The 21,712-nt window shown below is 76.2% G+C and carries 2 protein-coding genes; both read right to left on the bottom strand.

Annotated features, from left to right (window positions below; all coding sequences use genetic code 11):
• Positions 1-2 precede the first annotated feature (2 nt).
• Complete coding sequence (locus O7615_RS11830; RefSeq protein WP_278177502.1) at positions 3-11,063, bottom strand: type I polyketide synthase; 11,061 nt, start codon at positions 11,061-11,063, stop codon at positions 3-5.
• A gap of 22 nt (positions 11,064-11,085) precedes the next feature.
• Complete coding sequence (locus O7615_RS11835) at positions 11,086-21,681, bottom strand: type I polyketide synthase (protein ID WP_278177503.1); 10,596 nt, start codon at positions 21,679-21,681, stop codon at positions 11,086-11,088.
• Between the last annotated feature and the right edge of the window lie 31 nt (positions 21,682-21,712).

The raw sequence follows: 21,712 nt of genomic DNA on the forward strand, positions 1-21,712 counted from the left end.
TCCTAGTTGCCGAGCTCGTTGTCGATGAACGCAAGCAGCTCGTCGGCCGAGGCGGCCTCGAGCACGGTGGACACGTCGGCGGACGGCGTGGTGGCCGCCGCGAAGGTGCCGAGCAGGGTCCGCAGGCGCGCCTCGACGGCGCCCCGGACGTCGTCGGCCCCGACCGTCGCGAGCCCAGCGAGCTCGGCCTCAAGCCGGTCGACAACGTCCAGGATCGACGTCGTCGGCGCCGCGTCCTGCGGTACCAGCTCCGCGAGCAGGTGATCGGCGAGCGCGGTCGCCGTCGGGTAGTCGAAGACCACAGTCGCCGGCAGCGGCAGCCCGGTCCCCGCCTTGAGCCGGTTACGGAACTCGACCGCGGTCAGCGAGTCGAATCCGAGTTCGGTGAACGGCCGGTCCGGCTCGACGGCGGCCGGCGAACCGTGGCCGAGCACGGCCGCCGCCTGGGCACGGATCAGGTCGACGAGGACCCGCAGCCGATCCGGGCCGGCCTGGGCGAGCAGGTCGTCGCGGAGCGACGCCGCCGATGCCGTGGTCTGCTGCAGCACGCGCCGGGACGGGCCCCGGACCACACCGCGCAGCAGCGGCGGGACCAGACCGGCCCGGCCGAGGTCGGCCAGCGCCCGCAGGTCGAGCCGGACCGGAACCAGCAGCGGTTCGACCCGCCCCAGCGCCGCGTCGAACAGGTCCAGTCCCTCGGCCGTGGCCAGCGGCAGCACGCCGCCACGCGCCAGCCGTGCCCGGTCGGCGTCGCCGAGGTGGCCGGTCATTCCGGTCGCCTCGTCCCACAGTCCCCAGGCGAGGGCGGTCGCGGGCCGGCCCGTGGCCCGGCGACGGGCCGCCAGGCCGTCGAGGAAGACATTGGCGGCGGCGTACGCAGCCTGCCCCGGGCCGCCGAACGTGCCGGTCGCCGCCGAGAACAGCACGAAGGCGGCGAGCCCCGCGTCCCGGGTGAGTTCGTCGAGGTGCACGGCCGCGTCGACCTTCGGCCGCAGTACGGCGTCGACCCGCTCCGGCGTCAGGTCGGTCACCAGACCGTCGTCGAGGACGCCGGCCGCGTGCACGACCGCGGTCAGCGGGTGATCCGCCGGCACGTCGGCGAGGACCTTCGCGAGCGCGGCACGGTCGGCGGCGTCGCAGGCCGCCACGGTGACGTCCGCGCCGGCCGCCTCCAGCGCCGTCACCAGCTCCGCCGCACCGGGCGCGGCCGGTCCGCGCCGGCTGATCAGCAGCAGCCGGCGCACTCCGTGCCGCGCGACCAGGTGCCGGGCCACGAGCGCGCCGAGCGTCCCGGTGCCGCCGGTGACCAGGACCGTCCCGGCGGGGTCGAGCCGCGGGGGCATGGCCAGCACGACCTTTCCGACGTGGCGGGCCTGGGCCATGTGCCGGAACCCGTCCGGCGCGCGCCGGATGTCCCAGGTCCGCACGGGCAGCGGCGCGAGCGTGCCGTCCGCGAACATCCCGGTCAGCGCGCGCAGGATGTCGCCGAGCCGGTCCAGGTCGCTCCGCAGCAGATCGAAGGCGCGGTACGCGATCCCGGCGCGGATGGCGGCGACCTGCTCCGGCGTCCGGATGTCGGTCTTGCCCAGCTCGGCGAACCGGCCGCCGTCGGCGAGCAGCCGCAGCGAGGCGTCGACCGCGTCGCGGGTGAGCGAGTTGACGACGACGTCGACGCCCCGCCCGGCGGTGGCCGCGCGGAACTGCTCCTCGAACGCAACGGTCCGCGACGAGGCGATCCGGTCCTCGGGGATGCCCGCGTCGTGCAGGGCCGCCCACTTACCCGGGCTCGCCGTGGCGAACACCTCGGCGCCGAACGCACGGGCGAGTTGCACGGCGGCCATGCCGACGCCACCGGCGGCGGCGTGCACCAGCACCGACTCGCCGGCCCGGACGGCGCCGACGTCGACCAGCGCGAAGTAGGCGGTGCTGAACGCGATCGGCGCGGCGGCGGCCTGCTCCCACGACCAGCCGTCCGGAACCGGCACGAGCAGCCGCCGATCCGTCTCCGCCTCGGGGGCGAAGGCCCCGGTGAACAGGCCGGCCACCCGGTCGCCCGGCGCGAGGTCGGTGACATCGGGACCGACCTCGACCACCACGCCGGCCGCCTCGCCGCCCATCACGCCCGCGTCCGGGTACATGTCGAGGGCGATCATCACGTCGCGGAAGTTGAGACCCGCCGCCCGTACGGCGACCCGCACCTGACCGGCGGCGAGCGGCTCCGGCTCGCCGCCGGCCGGGACGAGCGCCAGGTTCTCCAGCGTGCCCGCGCCGGTGCTCTCCAGGCGCCACGGGACCGGCGGTGTGGCCAGCCGCGCGCCGGCGGTGGCCCGGGCCAGCCGCAGGGCGTGCGGGACGCCGCCGCGCACCGCGACCTGGGGTTCGCCGGCCGTGACGGCGGTGTGCAGGGCAGCGGCCCAGCCGGCGTCGTCGGGATCGAGGTCGGCGAGGACGATACGGTCCGGGTTCTCGGTCTGTGCGCTGCGCACCAGCCCCCAGACGGCGGCGTGGGCGGGGTCGACCAGGTCGTCCCGGGACACGGCGATCGCCTGCCGGGTGACGACCACCAGACGGCTGGATCCGAGGCGGGGCTCGGCCAGCCACCCGTGGAGCAGGGCCAGGGTGGCGCGGGTCGCCGTCCGCGCCCCCTCGGCCGGGTCGCCCGGCGTGCCGGCATCCACCGGACCCAGGACCATCTCGGGCGCGGGCGTGCCGGCGTCCAGGGCCTCGACCAGCGCCGTCAGGTCCGGGTACGCCCCGTCGACCAGCCCGGACGCGCCCAGCGCGGCCCAGCGGTCGGCCTGCGCCGGCCGCGCCGCGACCTCCGTGACGACCGTCCACTCCGGTACGAAGAGCGCGTCCGCCGTCGTGGTCGTGGGGGCCTGGTCGCCGGCCGGACGGACGGTGAGCGCTTCGACGGTGGCGACCGGGGCGCCGGTCGGGTCGCTGAGGCGGACGGTGACGGTGTCGGTGCCGGCGGCGTGCAGGTGGGCGCGAAGCGTGGCGGAGCCGGCGGCGTGCACCGTGATGCCGCTCCACAGGAACGGCAGCCACGGCCGGCCCTCGCCGGATTCGGGTAGCGCCAGGACCAGGGGATGCAGTGCCGCGTCGAGCAACGCCGGGTGCAGCAGGTAGGCGCCCGCGTCCGCGTCGACGGGGGCGGGCAGGACGATCTCGGCGTACAGGTCGCCGTCGTGCCGCCAGGCCGCCCGCAGCCCCCGGAACGTCGGGCCGTAGGGCACCCCCAGGGTGGCGAGCCGCGCGTAGAGGTCCGGGATCGGGACCGGCTCGGCGCCGGCCGGCGGCCACGGTCCCGCCGGTACGACCGCCGGTACGGCGGAGGCGGGTTCGACGGTGGCCGTGGCGTGCCGGATCCAGTCCGGGGCGCCGTCCAGCCGGGCATGCACGTCGACCTCCCGCCGGCCGTCCTCGTCGGGTGGGCCCACCGACACCTGGATCTGCATCGCGCCCCGCTCGGGCAGCACCAGCGGCGCGATCAGCATCAGCTCGGCGACCCGGTCGCAGCCGGCCTCGTCGGCGGCGCGGACCACCAGCTCCAGAAACGCCGTGCCGGGCAGCAGGACCCGACCGGCGACCACGTGGTCGGCCAGCCACGGCTGCACCGCCAGCGACAGCCGGCCGGTCAGCAGCCACCCGTCCGACCCGGCCATCGACGTGACCGCGCCGAGCAGCGGATGCCCGACGGCGGCCACCCCGAGGGCCGACGCGTCGCCCCCGCCGAGCGTGCCCGGGCGCGGCCAGAACCGCGTGTGCTGGAACGGGTAGGTCGGCAGGTCCACCCGCTCGACGCGGCGGCCGGCGAACGCCGCCGGCCAGTCCACCGCCACTCCGCCGGCCCACGCCTGGCCCGCCGAGAGCAGCAGCCGCCGCCAACCGCCCTCGCCGCGCCGCAACGACCCGACCACAACCGCCGAGGAGTACCCGCCGGCCTCGGCGATGTCCTGCACGGCGGTCGCCAGGACCGGGTGCGGGCTGCACTCCACGAAGGCGTCGAACCCCTCGGCCATCAGCTTCCGGATCGCCGGCTCGAAGCCGACCGGCTCGCGCAGGTTCCGGAACCAGTACGTCGCGTCCAACTCGGCGGTGTCCAGCCAGTCACCGGTCACCGTCGAGTGGAACGGCACCTGGCCGGGGCGCGGCGTCACCGACGCGAACGTCCGCGTCAGCTCCTCCCGCAGCGGCTCCACCTGCGCCGAGTGCGACGCGTAGTCCACCTCGATCCGCCGGGCCCGGACACCCTCCGCCTCGCACCCGGCGAGCAACTCCTCCAGCGCCGGGACCTCCCCGGAGACCACCACGGTGGTGGGGCCGTTGACCGCGGCCACCGAGATCCGGCCCGACCACGCGGAGATCCGCGCGGACACCGCGTCGAGCGGCTCGGCGACCGACACCATCGCGCCGCCGCCCGCCAGGTCGAGCAGCGCCTGGGACCGCAGGGCCACCACCCGCGCCCCGTCCTCGACCGACAGACCGCCGGCCACGCAGGCCGCCGCGATCTCGCCCTGCGAGTGGCCCACCACCGCCGCCGGCTCGACACCCAGCGACCGCCACACCGCCGCGAGCGACACCATCACCGCCCACAGCACCGGCTGGACCACGTCCACCCGGTCCAGCGACGGCGCGTCCTCGGCCCCCCGCACCACGGCCTCCAGCGACCAGCCGACGAACGGGGCCAGTGCCTGCCCGCACTCCGCCATCGCGGCCGCGAACACCGGCGAGGAGTCCCACAGCTCCACCGCCATGCCGGCCCACTGCGAACCCTGGCCCGGGAACACGAACACCACCCGGCCGGAGCCGGCGGCGACGCCCTCCACCACGTCGGCGGCACCGGTACCGCAGGCCATCGCGCCCAGCCCGGCCAGCGTCCCGGCCCGGTCCGCGGCGACCAGCACCGCGCGGCGGTCAAACGCCGACCGGCCGGTCAGCGACCATCCGACGTCGGCCAGCCCGAGGTCGTCCCGAGTCTCCAGCTGGGCCAGCAGGGCACGGGCACGGGCGCGGAGTGCCTCCTCGGTACGGGCGGAGAGGGCGAACGGCACGACCGCCGGCTCACCGGCCACCGTGGGCACGGCTTCGCCGGTCGCACCGACCGCCGGCGCGGCCACCGGCCCACCGGCCGGGACGGAGCGGGCCGGCGGCGCGGGCGGCTCCTCCAGGACCAGGTGGGCGTTGGTGCCACTGAAGCCGAACGAGGACACGGCGGCACGGCGCGGCGTGCCGCCCCCGGGCCAGGCGACCGGTTCGGTCAGCAGCCGGACCGCGCCGGACGACCAGTCCACGTGCGGCGACGGCTCGTCCACGTGCAGCGTGCGGGGCAGCATCCCGTACCGCATCGCCTGCACGACCTTGATCACGCCCGCGACACCCGCCGCCGCCTGCGTGTGCCCGATGTTCGACTTCACCGAGCCAAGCCACAGCGGACGCTCCCCGTCGCGCGCGCGGCCGTACGTCGACAGCAGCGCCTGCGCCTCGATCGGGTCGCCGAGCGTGGTGCCGGTGCCGTGCGCCTCGACCGCGTCGACGTCGGCGCCGGTCAGTCCGGCGTCGCGCAGCGCCGCCCGGATCACCCGCTGCTGGGACGGCCCGTTCGGCGCGGTGAGGCCGTTGGACGCGCCGTCCTGGTTGACGGCCGAGCCCCGGATGACGGCCAGCACGCGGTGGCCGGCAGCCACCGCGTCGGAGAGCCGCTCCACCACCAGCACGCCGACGCCCTCGCCCCAGTTGGTGCCGTCGGCACCGGCGGCGAACGCCTTGCACCGGCCGTCCACGGCGAGCCCGCGCATCCGGCTGAACTCGACGAACGCGCCCGGGGTCGCCATCGCGGTGACGCCACCGGCGACCGCGCGGGAGCACTCGCCGTTGCGCAGCGCCCGGACGGCGAGGTGCAACGCCACCAGCGACGACGAGCACGCGGTGTCGACGGTGACCGCCGGCCCCTCCAGTCCGAACGTGTACGCGACCCGCCCGGACAGGATGCTCGCCGCGTTACCGGTCGCGGTGAAGCCCTCCGCGCTGCCGGCACCGCCGACGAGGAAGACGTAGTCGTTGTTGTTGGAGCCCACGAAGACACCGGTGTCGGTGCCGCGCAGGGCGGCCGGGTCGATGCCGGCGTCCTCCAGTGCCTCCCACGACGCCTCCAGCATCAACCGCTGCTGCGGGTCCATGGCCTCCGCCTCGCGGGGGCTGACACCGAAGAACCCGGCGTCGAAGCCCGCGAGGTCGTCGAGGAACCCGCCGCGCCGCACGTACGAGGTGCCGGGGCGCTCCGGGTCAGGATCGAAGATCGCGTCGATGTCCCAGCCCCGGTCGCGCGGGAAGTCGGTGATCCCGTCACCACCGGAGGCGAGCAGACCCCACAGGTCCTCCGGTGAGCGGACCCCGCCCGGAAACCGGCAGGCCATCCCGACGATCGCGATCGGCTCGTCGCGCTGCCGCGGGTCGTCGGCGCCGACGGTCTCCCGGCCGTGCCCGACGACCTCGCCGAGCAGGTGGGCGGCCAGCGCCGCCGGGGTCGGGTAGTCGAAGGCGATGGCGGCCGGCAGCGGCACGCCGGTCACCTCGCCCAGCAGGTTGCGGAAGTCGACCGCGGTCACCGAGTCGAAGCCGAGGTCCCGGAACGAGCGGCCGGGCTCGACCGCCTCCGGGCCGGGGTAGCCGAGCGCCGTGGCCACCTGGGTGCGGACGATCGTCAGCAGCACCTGCTCCCGCTCGGCCGGGGCGCGGCCGGCCAGGAGTTCGCCGAGCCGCGACGCGTCCGGCGCCGTCGCGTCGGGCGCTGCGGGCCGGGCGGCCTCCGGGATGGGCGTGAACAGCCGGCTGTCCCGGAAGACCGTGTACGACGGCACGAATGCTGACCAGTCGATGTCGGCGACGACCGTGGTCGGCTCGCCCCGGTCCACCGCGGCGCCCAGCGCGGTGATGGCCACCGCCGGCGACATCGCCACCAGTCCACGGCGGCGCAGGTCCTCCCCGACGCCACCGGCCGCGACCAGGCCGCCGTCCGCCCAGGGGCCCCACGCCACGGAGGTGGCGACGAGCCCGCGCCGGGCCCGGTCCCGGGCGAGCGCGTCCAGCGCGGCATTGCCGGCCGCGTAGGCCGCCTGGCCTCCGGCGCCCCAGATCCCGGCGATGGACGAGAACAGCACGAACACGTCGAGGTCGGCGTCGCCCAGCACCGCGTCGAGGTGCACCGCCCCGGCCGCCTTGCCCGCCACCACGGAGGCGAAGGCCGCCAGGTCGGTCCCGGCGAGCGGTTCGACCAACGGGACGCCCGCCGCGTGCACGACGCCCCGGATCTCGCCACCGGCCGCGCGCAGCCCGTCCACCAGATCCGCGACCGCGGCCCGGTCGGCGACGTCGCACGCGGCGACGGTGACCTGCGCGCCGAGGCCGCGCAGCTCCGTCTCCAGCGCGTCGACGCCGTCGGCGGCCGGCCCGCGCCGGCTGACCAGCACGACGTGCGCGGCGCCGTTCTCGACGCACCAGCGTGCGGCGCGACCGCCGAGCCAACCGGTGCCGCCGGTGACGATGACGGTAGAGCTGAGCCGCCGGCTCGGGAGCGGGCCGGTGGCGGCGGCCCGGGCCAGCCGGCGGGCGAAGGTACCGGCGGGCCGCAGCGCCACCTGGTCCTCGCCGGCCGCACCGGAGAGCACGGCGCACAGCCGGTCCTGGGTACGCTCGTCGAGCGTCGCGGGCAGGTCGACCAGGCCACCCCAGGTGCGGGGCAGCTCCAGCGCGGCGACCCGGCCGAGCCCCCAGACCTCGCTCTGCGGGACGCTCACCCGCTCGGTCGGCGAGACCCCGACCGTGCCCCGGGTGGCACACCACAGCGGCGCGGTCACACCGGCGTCGTCAAGGGCCTGGATCAGCAGCAGGGTGCCCGCCACCCCGACCGGTACGGCCGGATGCACCGCGTCCGGCTGCTCGTCGGTGGCCCAGAGGGAGAGCACGCCGGCCGGCGTGACGTCCGCGACGGCGGTCCGCAGCCGGGCGCCGAGCGCCTCGCGGTCCCGGTCGCCCGCGTCGACGACGAGCACCCGGACCTCGGCGCCGTGGCGGGACAGCGCCTCGACGCAGGCGCGCGTGTCCGACTCGTCGACCGGCGCGACGAGCAGCCAGGTGCCGGACAGGGCCGGTGCGGCGTCCGGCACCGGGTGCCACTCCTCGCGGTAACGCCAGCCGTCGGCGGCCGACCGGTTCCGGGTCGCCCGCCGCCACGAGGCCAGCGCCGGCAGCACGGCTCGCAGCGGGCGCTCGCCGTCGATGTCGAGGGTGGTGACCAGGGTCTCCAGGTCCTCGCGTTCGACGGCGTCCCAGAAGCCGTCGACCGCCGGGTTGGTGCCCCCGCCGGTGCGGGTGGCCGGGGTCAGCGGGCCGGTGCTGTCCAGCCAGTAGCGGCTGCGCTGGAAGGCGTACGTGGGCAGGTCGACCCGGCCCGCGCCGGTGCCGGCGTAGAAGCCCGGCCAGTCGACGTCGACGCCGCGCGTCCAGAGTCCGGCCAGCGCCGCCACGTACGACCGGCTCTCACCGTGGTCGGCGCGCAGCACGGGCAGCACTGTGGCCTCCGCGTCCAGCTGCTGCGCGGCGAGCGGGGCGAGCACGGGGCCGGACCCGATCTCCAGACAGGTGGTGACGCCGGCCGTGGCCAGCGCGGTGATCGCGTCGGCGAACCGCACCGCCTCCCGTACCTGCCGCACCCAGTAGTCCGGCGTGCTGAACTCCGGACCGGCGACCGCGCCGGTGACGGTGGACACGACCGGGATCCGGGGCGCGGCGAACGCCACGCCGGCCAGCACGGCCCGGAAGTCGGCCAGCATCGGTTCCATCCGGGGCGAGTGGAACGCGTGGCTGACGCTCAGTCGCTTGGTCCGGCGACCCTGCGCCGCGAGCGCGGCGGCCACCTCGGTGACGGCCTCCTCGTCGCCGGAGAGGACCACCGCGGTGCGCCCGTTCACCGCGGCGATCCCCGCCACGGACTCCCGGCCGGCCAGCGCCGCGCGGGTCTCGTCCTCGGTCGCCTCGACGGCGATCATCGCGCCGCCCGGCGGCAGCGCGGCCATCAGGCGGCCCCGGGCGGCCACGATCGCGCAGGCGTCGGCGAGCGACCACACCCCGGCCAGGTACGCGGCCGTCAGCTCGCCGATCGAGTGCCCGGCCATCAGATCGGGCCGTACCCCGTGGGCCGCCAGGAGCCGGACCAGCGCCACCTCCACCGCGAACAGGGCGGCCTGGGCATAGTCCGTGCGGTCCACCAGCTCGGGGCGGGACCACAGCACGTCCCGCAGGTCCGGCAGTGACCCGCCGAAGCCCGCGCACACCTCGTCGAACGCCTCCGCGAAGACCGGGTGGGCCGCGTACAGCTCCCGGCCCATCCCCAGCCGCTGCGAGCCCTGGCCGGCGAACAGGAAGCCGATCCCGCCCGCGTGGTCGGCCGCCCCGGACAGCAGGCCCGGGGCCGCGTCGCCGGCGGTGAGCGCGCGCAGTCCCGCGGTCAGCTCGTCGATGTCGGCACCGACCACGGCGGCACGGTGGTCGAACACGGACCGCCCGGTCGCCAGCGAGTGGCCCACGTCCACCGCCCGGGCCCCGTCGACGGCGGCCAGCAGCCGCGCCGCCTGTGCCCGCAGGGCCGTACGGTCCCGTGCCGAGACGGTCCAGGCGAGCACCGGCGGCGGGGTGTGCGACTCCGGCGTTCCGTCCGCCGGGATGGCCTCCGGCTGCTCGATGATGACGTGCGCGTTGGTGCCCGAGAAGCCGAACGAGGAGACCGCCGCCCGGCGGGGCCGGTCCACCACCGGCCACGCCACCGCCTCGGTGACCAGCCGCACCGCACCGGCCGACCAGTCCACATGCGACGACGGCTCATCCACATGCAACGTCGCCGGCACCACCCCATGCCGCATCGCCAACACCATCTTGATCACACCCGCGACACCCGCCGCCGCCTGCGTATGACCCAGGTTCGACTTCACCGAACCCAACAACAACGGACGCTCACGACCCTGCCCATACGTCGCCAACAACGCCTGCGCCTCGATCGGATCACCCAACGTCGTACCGGTCCCATGCGCCTCCACCACGTCCACCTGCCCGGTGGACAGCCCGGCGTCCAGGAGGGCGGCCCGGATCACCCGCTGCTGCGCCGGCCCGTTCGGCGCGGTGATCCCGTTCGAGGCACCGTCCTGGTTCACCGCCGAGCCCTGGACGACCGCGAGCACCGGGTGGCCGAGCCGCCGCGCGTCGGACAACCGCTCGACCAGCAGGACGCCCGCGCCCTCGGCGAAGCCGGTGCCGTCGGCGGCGGCGGCGAACGACTTGCATCGGCCGTCGCGGGAGAGCCCGCGCTGCTGGCTGAAGCCGACAAAGGTCAGCGGGCTGGCCATCACGGAGACGCCACCGGCGAGCGCCAGCGTGCACTCGCCCGACCGCAGCGCCTGCATCGCCAGGTGCAGCGCCACCAGCGACGACGAGCACGCGGTGTCCACGGTGACCGCCGGCCCCTCCAGGCCGAGTGTGTACGCCACCCGACCGGAGACCAGGCTGCCGGAGCTGTCCTGCCCCCAGTAGTCGTGGTACATGAGGCCGCCGAAGACGCCGGTCGGGCTGCCGTGCAACGAGCGTGGGTCGATGCCGGCCCGCTCGATCGCCTCCCAGGAGACTTCCAGCAGCAGCCGCTGCTGGGCGTCCATCCGGGCCGCCTCGTTGGGGCTGATGCCGAAGAACCCGGCGTCGAAGTTTGCGGCGTCGTGGAGGAACCCGCCCTCCCGGGTGTACGACGTGTCCGGGCGGACCCCGTCGGGGTCGTAGAGGGCGTCGAGGTCCCAGCCGCGATCGGTGGGAAACGGCGAGATCAGGTCGGCGCCGGTGGAAACCGCCCGCCACAGGTCCTCCGGGCTCACGATGCCGCCGGGGTAGCGGCAGGCCATGCCGACGATCGCGATCGGCTCCTCGTCGCGTTCCCGCAGGTCGTTCAGGCGCTGGCGGGTCTGCTGCAGCTCGGTGGTGACCCGCTTGAGGTAGTCGCGGAGCTTGTCCTCGTTGGCCATGCCGGCCGGCCCTCCTGCCATCTCACGGGATCCCGATCTCACGGTCGATGAGCGCGAACACCTCGTCGTCGGTCGCCGAGGCGAGGTCTTTGGCCACCACGTCGCCGGGCAACCGCTCCAGCTCCGCCAGCACACCCTTGAGCCGCCGGGCGACCCGGTCGCGGGTGACCGCGTCGGCCCCGACGCCGGTCAGCGTCAGTTCCAGGCGGTCGAGGTCGGCCAGCGCGGCCAGCGCGGGTGTGGTGGCCGGGGTGGTGCCCCGCACCTGCGCGGCCAGGTAGGCGCCGAGCGCCGCGGCCGTCGGATAGTCGAAGACCAGCGTCGGCGGCAGTTGCAGCCCGGTGGCGGTGCCGAGCCGGTTGCGCAGCTCGACCGCGGTGAGCGAGTCGAAGCCCAGCTCGGCGAAGGGCCGGGCGGGCTCCACCGCGTCCGGCCCGCCGTACGCGAGGACCGCGGCCACCTGCTCCCGGACGACGCGGAGCAGGATCTCCTCCGCCTCGACGTCGGTGGCCCCGGCGAGGCGCCGCGTCAGGTCGTCCCGGACACCGGCGTTCAGGTCGACCGTCCGCCGCCCGGCGGCTCCGAGCAGGCCACGGAGCACCGGCGGGACGGTGCCCGCGGCGACGCGCTCGGCCAGTGCCCGTGGGTCGGTGTGCACCGCCACGACGAGCGGTTCGGTCGCGCCCAGCGCCGCGTCGAACAGGGCCAGCCCTTCGGTGGGGGTCAGCGCGCCCAGCCCGCCACGGCGCATCCGCCGCCGGTCGGTCTCGGTGAGCCGGCCGGCCATACCGGTGTCGAGATCCCAGCGCCCCCAGGCCACCGAGACGGCCGGCAGCCCTGCGGCCCGGCGGTGCGCGGCGAGGGCGTCGAGGTACGCGTTGGCGGCGGCGTAGTTGCCCTGCCCCGGCGCGCCCAGCACCCCGGCAGCGGAGGAGAACAGCACGAACGCCGTCAGCGGCAGCTCGCGGGTCAGCTCGTGCAGGTGCCGCGCGGCATCCGCCTTGGGCCGCAGGACGGTCACCAACCGCTCCGTGTCCAGGGCGGTCACGGCGGCGTCGTCCAGGACACCGGCGGCGTGCACGACGCCGCGCAGCGGGTGTGCGCCCGGCACGGCCGCGAGCAGGGCGGCGAGCGCGTCGCGGTCGCCCAGGTCGCAGGCCGTCACCGACACCTCGGCACCGGCGGCGGTGAGTTCGTCGCGCAGCGCGGAGGCACCCGCCGCGTCCGGGCCGGACCGGCTCGCGAGGACCAGGTGGCGCACGCCGTGCGCGGTCACCAGGTGCCGTGCGACGAGTCCGCCGAGGGCACCGGTGCCTCCGGTCACCAGCACCGTCCCGTCCGGGTCGAACGGACTCGCCGAACGCGGGACGGCCGGCAGCCGGGCCAGGCGCGGCGCGAGCACCACCCCGTCCCGCACGGCCAGTTGGGTCTCGCCCGCCGCGAGCGCCGCGTCGACGCCACCGGGAGCGGGCCGCCCGTCGTGGTCCAGCAGCACGAGCCGGCCCGGATGCTCGGACTGCGCCGAGCCGACCAGGCCCCACACCGCGCCCTGCGCGGGGTCCACCGCCTCGCCGCCGGTCACGCCGACCGCGCCCCGGGTGACCAGGAGCAGCCGGGTGGCGGCGAGCCGCTCGTCGGTCACCCACGGCCGGACCGTGTCGAGCGCCCAGGCCGCCGCCGCGCCGGCCGTGAGGCCGGTGGGGCAGACGACGACGGCGAGGTCCGCCGCCGGGCCGCCGGCCATGACCGCCTCGGCCAGCGTGGCGAGGTCGGACACCGGGTCACCCGGTGCACCCGGCAGCAGGGTGCCGGCGAGTTCCACGGCCGCACCGACGAGCGCGACCCGGCGCGTCACGGGTGCCGCGACGGTGGTCGGGACGGTGGTCCAGTCGAGGCGCAGCAGTCCCTCGTGCCGTACCCCGGCCGCCGCAAGCCGTTCCGCCGGCAACGCCCGGACGGACAGCGACCCCACCGACGCGACCGGTTCACCGCCCGCGTCGGCGAGGGCCAGGGCCACCCGGTCCGGACCGATCGGGCTGAGCCGCACGCGCAGCGCGGTCGCTCCGGTCGCCTCCAGGCGCACCCCGGACCAGGCGAAGGGCACCAGCAGCCCGTCGCCCTCGGCCCGCAGCAGGCCGGTGTGCACGGCCGCGTCGAGCAGCGCCGGGTGCAGGCCGAAGCGCGTCGCCTCGCCGTGCACCCGGTCGGGCAGCGCCACCTCGGCGTACAGCTCGTCGCCGCATCGCCAGGCCGCCCGCACCGCCCGGTAGGTGGGGCCGTAGCGGTAGCCCCGGTCGGCGAGGTCCTCGTAGAAGCCGTCAAGGTCGAGCGGCTCGGCTCCCGGTGGCGGCCAGGCGGTGAGCCGGGCGCCGTCGCCGACGGCCGGGCCGGCCGCCACGAACCCCTCAGCGTGCCGGGTCCACGCCGCCTCCGCCGGGGCGTCCTCCGGCCGGGTGTGGACGGTCACCGTCCGCCGGCCGTCGTCGCCGACCGCGCCGACCCCGATCCGCACCTGAACGCCCGCCTGGGCGGGGAGCGTGAGCGGTTCACCCACGGTCAGCTCGTCGAGGATCGGGCAGCCCACCTCGTCCCCGGCACGCATCGCCAGCTCGACCAGGGTGGCGCCGGGAACGACGACCACCTCGCCGAGCGCGTGGTCGGCCAGCCACGGGTGGGTGGCGACGGACCACCGGCCGGTCAGCACCACGCCGTCGGAGTCCGGCAGCCGCACGGCCGCGCCGATCAGGGGATGGCCGGTCGCGCCGAGCCCGAGGCCGGGGGCGTCCAGCACGCGGGGCGCCGCGTCGGGCCAGTAGCGGCGGCGCTGGAAGGCGTACGTGGGCAGGTCGAGCCGCGTCGCGCCGGGCACCAGGGCCGCCCAGTCGACGGCGCCGCCCCGGGTCCACAACTCCGCCAGCGCCGTGACGAAGCCGGTCGGCTCCGGGCGGTCGGTCCGCTGGGCCGCGACCGCCACGGGTGGGGTACCGCCGGGCGGCAGGCAGGACGGCACCAGCGCGGCGAGCACGGCCGCCGGGCCGACCTCGACGAACCGGGTCACCCCGGCGGCGGCGAGGGCAGCCATCCCGTCGGCGAACCGCACGGCCGCGCGGACGTGCCTCACCCAGTAGTCCGGATCGGTCAGCTCCGGCCCGGCGAGCGCACCCGACACGTTGGAGACCACGGGCAGCCGGGGCGGTGCGTACGTGGCCTGCACTGCGGCGGCCCGGAAGTCCGCCAGCGCCGGCTCCATCCGGGACGAGTGGAAGGCGTGGCTGACCGTGAGCCGCCGGGTCCGCCGACCCTGGGCCGCGAAGCCGGCAGCCACCTCGGCGACCGCGTCCTCGTCACCGGAGAGCACCACCGAGGACGGTCCGTTGACAGCCGCCAGGTCCACGCCGCCGTGGCCGGCGAGCGCGGCGAGCGCCTCCTCCTCGGTCGCCTCGACCGCCGCCATCGCGCCGCCGGTGGGCAGGCCGGCCATCGACCGGCCGCGCGCGGCGACCATCCGGCAGGCGTCCGCGAGGACCCACACCCCGGCGACGTACGCGGCGGTCAGCTCGCCGATCGAGTGGCCGGCGACCAGGTCGGGCCGGACGCCCACCGACTCCAGCAGCCGGACCAGCGCCACCTCCACCGCAAACAACCCGGCCTGCGCGTAGTCCGTGCGGTCCACCAGATCGGCCCGCTCCCACACGACCTCACGAACCCCGGGCAGGTACGGCTCGAACTCCGCGCACACCTCGTCGAAGGTCGCCGCGAACACCGGATGGGCGGCGTACAGCTCCCGACCCATCCCGAGCCGCTGCGCACCCTGACCGGTGAACAGGAAGGCCGTCTTCCCGGGGCCGGCCGGAACGCCGGACACCACCCCGGCGTCGGCCCGCCCGGCGGCGAGCGCGTCGAGAGCGGCCCTGAGCCCGGCGTGGTCGGCGCCCAGCACGACCGCGCGGTGCGGGAGCGGCTCCCGGGTGGTCGCCAGCGACAGCGCGACGTCCGCCGGGTCCGGCGCCGGCGGGTCGGCCACGAACGACGCCAGCCGGGCGGCCTGGCCGCGCAGCCCGGCCTCGTCGCGGCCGGACAGCGGCCACGACACGACCGGTGGGGTCGCCGGCACCTCGGCGGGCCGGGGCGCGGCGGGCGGTCCCTGCTCCAGGATGACGTGCGCGTTGGTGCCCGAGATGCCGAACGAGGAGACCGCCGCCCGACGGGGCCGGTCCACCACCGGCCACGCCACCGCCTCGGTCGCCAGCCGCACCGCGCCGGCCGACCAGTCCACATGCGACGACGGCTCGTCCACGTGCAGAGTCGCCGGCACCGTACCGTGCCGCATCGCCAACACCATCTTGATCACACCCGCGACACCCGCCGCCGCCTGCGTATGCCCCAGGTTCGACTTCACCGACCCCAACCACACCGCGGACGACCCGTCCCGGTCGCGGCCGTACGTCGCCAGCACTGCCTGCGCCTCGATCGGATCGCCCAGCGAGGTCCCCGTGCCGTGCGCCTCCACCACGTCCACGCCCTCGGAGCCGACGCCCGCCCGCGACAACGCCGCCCGGATCACCCGCTGCTGCGCCGGCCCGTTCGGCGCGGTCAGGCCGTTGCTCGCACCGTCCTGGTTCACCGCCGAGCCCCGTACCACCGCGAGGATCCGCCGTCCGTTGCGCTGCGCGTCGGACAGCCGCTCCAGGACGAGTTGACCGACGCCCTCGCTGAGGCCGGTGCCGTCCGCGCCCGCCGCGAACGCCTTGCACCGGCCGTCCGCGGCGAGGTTGCGGGCCTGGCTGAACTCGATGAACGTGTCCGGCGTCGACATCACCGACACCCCGCCGGCCAGCGCCAGCGTGCACTCGCCGGAGCGCAGCGCCTGCACCGCCAGATGCAGCGCCACCAGCGACGACGAGCACGCCGTGTCCACCGTCATCGTCGGCCCCTCGAAGCCGAAGGTGTAGGCGACCCGGCCGGAGATCGCGCCGCCGGTGTTACCGGTGCCGAGCACCCCGCCCAACTCCTCGGCGAGACCGGCGAGACGGGTGCCGTAGTCGTTGTACATGACCCCGGCGAAGACCCCGGTGGGGCTGCCCTTGAGCGACGCGGGAGCGATGCCGGCGCTCTCCAGCGCCTCCCAGGACGTCTCCAGCAGCAACCGCTGCTGCGGGTCCATGGCCAGCGCCTCTCGCGGCGAGATCCCGAAGAACTCCGGGTCGAAGTCGGCCGCGCCGTCGAGGAATCCACCGTTCCGGCTGTACGACCGGCCGGGCAGGGCGGGCTCGGGATCGTAGAGGGCGTCCAGGTCCCAGCCCCGGTCGGCCGGGAACGACGTGATGCCGTCGTGGCCGCCGGCCAGCATCCGCCACAGGGTCTCCGGGTCGGTGACGCCACCGGGAAACCGGCACGACATGCCGACGATCGCGATCGGTTCGGCGGGGTCGCGGTCGACTGCGACCGCCGGACCGTCCGGCGCCGTCGAGCTGACGAGCTGGTCATGCAGGTACGCGGCCAGCGCGGCCGGGTTCGGGTGGTCGAAGACCAAGGTGGCCGGCAGCCGCAGGCCCGTGGCCACGTTGAGCTGGTTGCGCAGCTCCAGCGCGGTCAGCGACTCGAACCCGAGATCCTTGAAGGCCCGATCGACCGCGACCGTCTCGCCCGAGGCGTGACCGAGCACCGCCGCGACACGGCTGCGGACCAGCTCGGCGAGGAACCCCTCCCGCTCGGCCTCGGGCAGCTCGGCGAGGCGCTGCCGCAGCGAGCCGCGCTCACCGGCGCGGCGGACCACGGGCCGGACCAGGCCACGGAGCAGCGGCAGGACGTCGCCGTCCCCGCCGCGCAGGTCGAGCGGCACCGGCACCAGGTGGTGGTCGCCAGCGGAACGGGCCGCGTCGAGCAGCCGCAGCGCGTCGTCCGACTCCAGCTCGGCCATCCCCCAGCGGGCCAGGCGACCCGTCTGGACGCGGTCCACCCCGTCGGTCATCTCGCCGCGCTGGGCCCAGAGCCCCCAGGACAGCGACTGGCCGGGCAGGCCGGCACCGCGCCGGTACGCCGCGAGGGCGTCGAGGTAGGCGTTCGCCGCGGCGTACGCGCCCTGGCCGGGGCTTCCGAAGACGCCAGAGGCGGACGAGAACAGCAGGAACGCGTCGAGGTCCAGGTCCCGGGTCAGCTCGTGCAGGTGCCACGCGGCGTCGGCCTTCGGGCGGAGCACGGCGGACGCACGCTCGGCGGTCAGCGAGCCCACCACCCCGTCGTCCAGCACCCCGGCCAGGTGCACCACGGCACGCAGCGGGGTGTCGGCGGGCACCTCCGCCAGCAGCTCGGCGACGGCGTCCCGGCTGCCCAGGTCACCGGCAACCATCCGTACCGTCGCGCCGGCCGCGGTCAGCTCGGCGGCGAGTTCCGTCGCACCCGGCGCGTCCTGGCCGCGACGGCTGGCCAGCAGGAGGTGTCGCGCCCCGTGCGCCGTCACCAGGTGCCGGGCGACGAGCCCGCCGAGCAGGCCGGTGCCGCCGGTGACCAGCACGGTTCCGGCCGGGTCGAACGAGGGCGGCGGGCTGGCGGCGGGCACCCGCGCGAGGCGGGGCGCGTACACCCGGCCGCCCCGCACGGCCAGCTGCGGCTCGTCCGTGGCGCCCGCCAGCGCGGCCGGCACGGCCTGCTGGTCGTCGACGTCGACCAGGAGCAGGCGGTCCGGGTGCTCGGTCTGCGCGGAACGGACCAGTCCCCAGACCGCGGCTGCGGCCGGGTCGGGTACCTCCTCGTCACCGACGGCGACCGCGCCGGAGGTCACCACGGCCAGCCGCGCCCCGGTGTGCCGCTCGTCGGCGAGCCAGGACCGGAGCACCGGCAGGACCGCGTGGACGGCCGCGTGCACGGCACCGGCGTCGGCGCCGCCGGGGCCCACCCGGTGCACCACCCACGGCATCGCCGCCGCGTCGGTCAGGTCGGCGTGCTCGATCCAGTCCGGTGCGGTGCGCTCCGTCGTCTCCGGCAGCGCCGCCCACTCGACCCGGAACAGCGACTCGACGTAGCCCGCGCTCGCGGCGAGTTGGTCGGGCTGGAGCAGCCGAGGTGTCAGTGAATCAACGCTGGCGACCGGCCGGCCGTCGGTGTCGGTCATGCTGAGCGCCAGCGACCCCGGTCCCGCCGGGGACAGCCGCACCCGCAGGTGGCTCGCGCCCGAGGCGTGCAGTGCGACCCCCGTCCAGGCGAACGGCAGCCAGGCGCCGGCCTCCGCCGGCACGAAGGTGCCGAGACCGATGGCGTGCAGCGCCGAGTCGAGCAGGACCGGGTGCAGACCGAAGCCGTCCGTGTCGGCCGCGAGCTGCTCCGGGACGACGATCTCGGCGAACACGTCCGGGCCGCGCCGCCAGGCGGCCCGCAGGCCCTGGAAGTTCGGGCCGTACGACAGGCCGGCCGCCGCCATGGTCTCGTACCACCCGGGCACGTCGACGGCCTCCGCGCCGGCCGGCGGCCACTCGCCGAGCGGGCCGGCGGGCGCGGACGCGGACGCGGCGGCGGTCAGCAGGCCCTCGGCGTGCAGCGTCCACGGCAGCTCGGCCGGCGTCTCGGGCCGGGAGTGGATCCGCACCGGCCAACGGCCGGCGCCATCCTCGGCGCCGACGCGGACCTGCACGGTCACGCCCGCCCCATCCGGCACGACCAACGGCGCCCGCACGGTCAGCTCGTCGAGGAGCGGGGCGCCGACCTCCTCGCCGGCGCGCAGCGCCAGCTCGACGAGGACGGCGCTGGGCACCATGACGAGCCCGGACACGGTGTGATCGGCGAGCCACGGCTGCCCGGCGAGGGACCACCGGCCGGTCAGCGTCACCCCCTCGGCGGCCGGCGCGGACACCACGGCGCCCAGGAGCGGGTGCGCGGCCGGGGCCAGCCCGAGGCCGCTGACGTCCACGCCGGCCGTGCCGCCGGCCCAGTAGCGCCGGTGCTGGAAGGCGTACGTGGGCAGGTCGATCCGAGTCGCGCCGCTGCCGGCGAGGATCCCGGCCCAGTCCACCGGCGCTCCCGCCGTCCAGGCTTCACCCAGGGAGAGCAGGAGCCGGTCGAGTCCGCCGTCGTCGCGGCGCAGCGAACCGACGTAGACGGCGCTGGCGCCCATCTCGTCGACGGTCTCCTCGATGCCGACCGCGAGCACCGGGTGCGGGCTCACCTCGACGAGGACGCCATGGCCGTCGGCGACCAGCTGGCGGACCGCCCGCTCCAGTTCGACGGGGTTGCGCAGGTTGCGGAACCAGTACCCGGCGTCGAGCCGCGTGGTGTCGATCGCCCGCCCGTCGAGGGTGGAGTAGAAGGTCACGGACGTGGCCCGGGGCTGGATGTCGGCGAGGGCCGCGAGCAGCTCGTCGCGGATCGCCTCGACCTGGACGCAGTGCGAGGCGTAGTCGACCGGGATGCGCCGGACCCGCACGCCGTCGGCCTCGCAGGCGGCGATCAGGTCGTCGAGGGCGCTCGGCTCGCCGGAGATCACCGTGGCCGACGGGCCGTTGACGGCGGCGACCGACAGCGCGCCCGCCCAGGGCGCGAGGCGCGACTCGGCCGCGGCCCGGGGCTCGGCGACGGAGGCCATCCCGCCGAGTCCGGCGAGCCGGCGGCCGATGATCTGGCTGCGCAGCGTCACCACCCGCGCCGCGTCCTCCAGGGACAGCGCGCCGGCGACGCAGGCGGCGGCGATCTCGCCCTGCGAGTGGCCGATCACTGCCGCGGGCTCGACCCCGTGGGCACGCCACACCGCGGCCAGGGACACCATCACGGCGAACAGCAGTGGTTGCACGACGTCCACCCGCGCCACCGGCGGCGTGCCGGGCGCGCCGCGCAGCACGTCGATCACCGACCAGCCGGTGTACGGGGCCAGCGCGGCATCGCACTCCGCCATCCGGCTCGCGAACGCGGGCGCGGTGTCGAGCAGCGCGACGGCCATCCCGGTCCACTGCGAGCCCTGGCCGGGAAAGACGAAGGCGGTACGCGCACCGGGTAGCGTCACGCCCTGCACCACGCCGGCGGCGGGACGGCCGGCAGCCAGCTCCGCCAGCGCCTCGACCAGCCCCGCCCGGTCCGCGCCGACGAGCACCGCGCGGTGCGCCAACGCCGTCCGCGTCGTGGCCAGCGACCAGCTCACGTCCACCGGTGTGGCCTCCGGCGCCCCGGCCAGGAACTCCCCCAGCCGGCCCGCCTGGGCGGCCAGCGCGGCCGAGCCGTGTGCCGACAGCACCCACGGCACCGCCACCGACCGCCGCACCGGATCGGCCGGCACCGCCACCGGTGCCGCCGCCGGGGGTGCCTCTTCCACGATCACGTGTGCGTTGGTGCCGCTGATCCCGAACGACGACACCCCGGCCCGGCGGGGCCGCTCGCCGCGCGGCCACTGCACCGTCTCCGTCGCCAGCCGCACCGCACCGGCCGACCAGTCCACATGCGACGACGGCTCATCCACATGCAACGTCGCCGGCACCATACCGTGCCGCATCGCCAACACCATCTTGATCACACCCGCGACACCCGCCGCCGCCTGCGTATGACCCAGGTTCGACTTCACCGAACCCAACAACAACGGACGCTCCCGACCCTGCCCATACGTCGCCAACAACGCCTGCGCCTCGATCGGATCACCCAACGTCGTACCGGTCCCGTGCGCCTCCACCACGTCGACGCCGTCGGCGCCGATGCCCGCGCGCGACAACGCCGCCCGGATGACCCGCTGCTGCGCCGGCCCGTTCGGCGCGGTCAGGCCGTTGCTCGCACCGTCCTGGTTGACCGCCGAGCCGCGCAGGACGGCCAGCACCCGCCGGCCGTGCCGGACGGCGTCGGACAACCGCTCCAGCACGACCATGCCGACGCCCTCGCCCCAGCCGACGCCGTCGGCCGCCTCGGCGAACGACTTGCACCGCCCGTCCGGTGCCAGCCCCCGCTGCCGGCTGAACTCGACGAACGTCTCCGGAGTGGCCATCACCGACACGCCACCGGCGAGCGCCAGCGTGCACTCGCCCGACCGTAGTGCCTGTGCCGCCAGGTGCAGCGCGACCAGCGACGACGAGCAGGCCGTGTCCACCGTCACCGCCGGCCCTTCCAGGCCGAGCACGTACGCCACGCGGCCGGAGGCGATCGCGCCGGTGCAGTTGTTGCCCTCGTAGTCGTGGTACATCATCCCGGCGAAGACGCCGGTGGCGCTGCCCTTGAGCGACGCGGGGTCGACGCCCGCGTCCTCCAGCGACTCCCAGGAGACCTCCAGCAGCAGCCGCTGCTGCGGGTCCATGGTCAGCGCCTCCCGGGGCGAGATCCCGAAGAAGTCGGCGTCGAAGTCACCGGCGCCGTGCAGGAAGCCGCCCTCACGGGTGTACGTGCGGCCCGGCCGGCCGGGTTCGGGGTCGTACAGCCCGTCGACGTCCCAACCGCGGTCGCCGGGGAACCGGGTGACGGCGTCCCTGCCGTCGCGGACGAGCTGCCACAGGTCTGCCGGCGTCCGCACCTCGCCGGGGTAACGGCAGGCCATCCCGAGAATGGCGATCGGCTCGGAGTCGCGCTCCTTGACCTCGTCCAGGCGACGGCGGGCCTCGCGCAGGTCGGCGGTGGTCCGCTTGAGGTAGTCCAGAAGCTTTTCCTCGTTGCTAGCCATCGATGTCACCCCATGCCGGTCGAGGGCCAGG

This window comes from Micromonospora sp. WMMD1082 (assembly GCF_029626175.1).
Taxonomy (GTDB): Bacteria; Actinomycetota; Actinomycetes; order Mycobacteriales; family Micromonosporaceae; genus Micromonospora.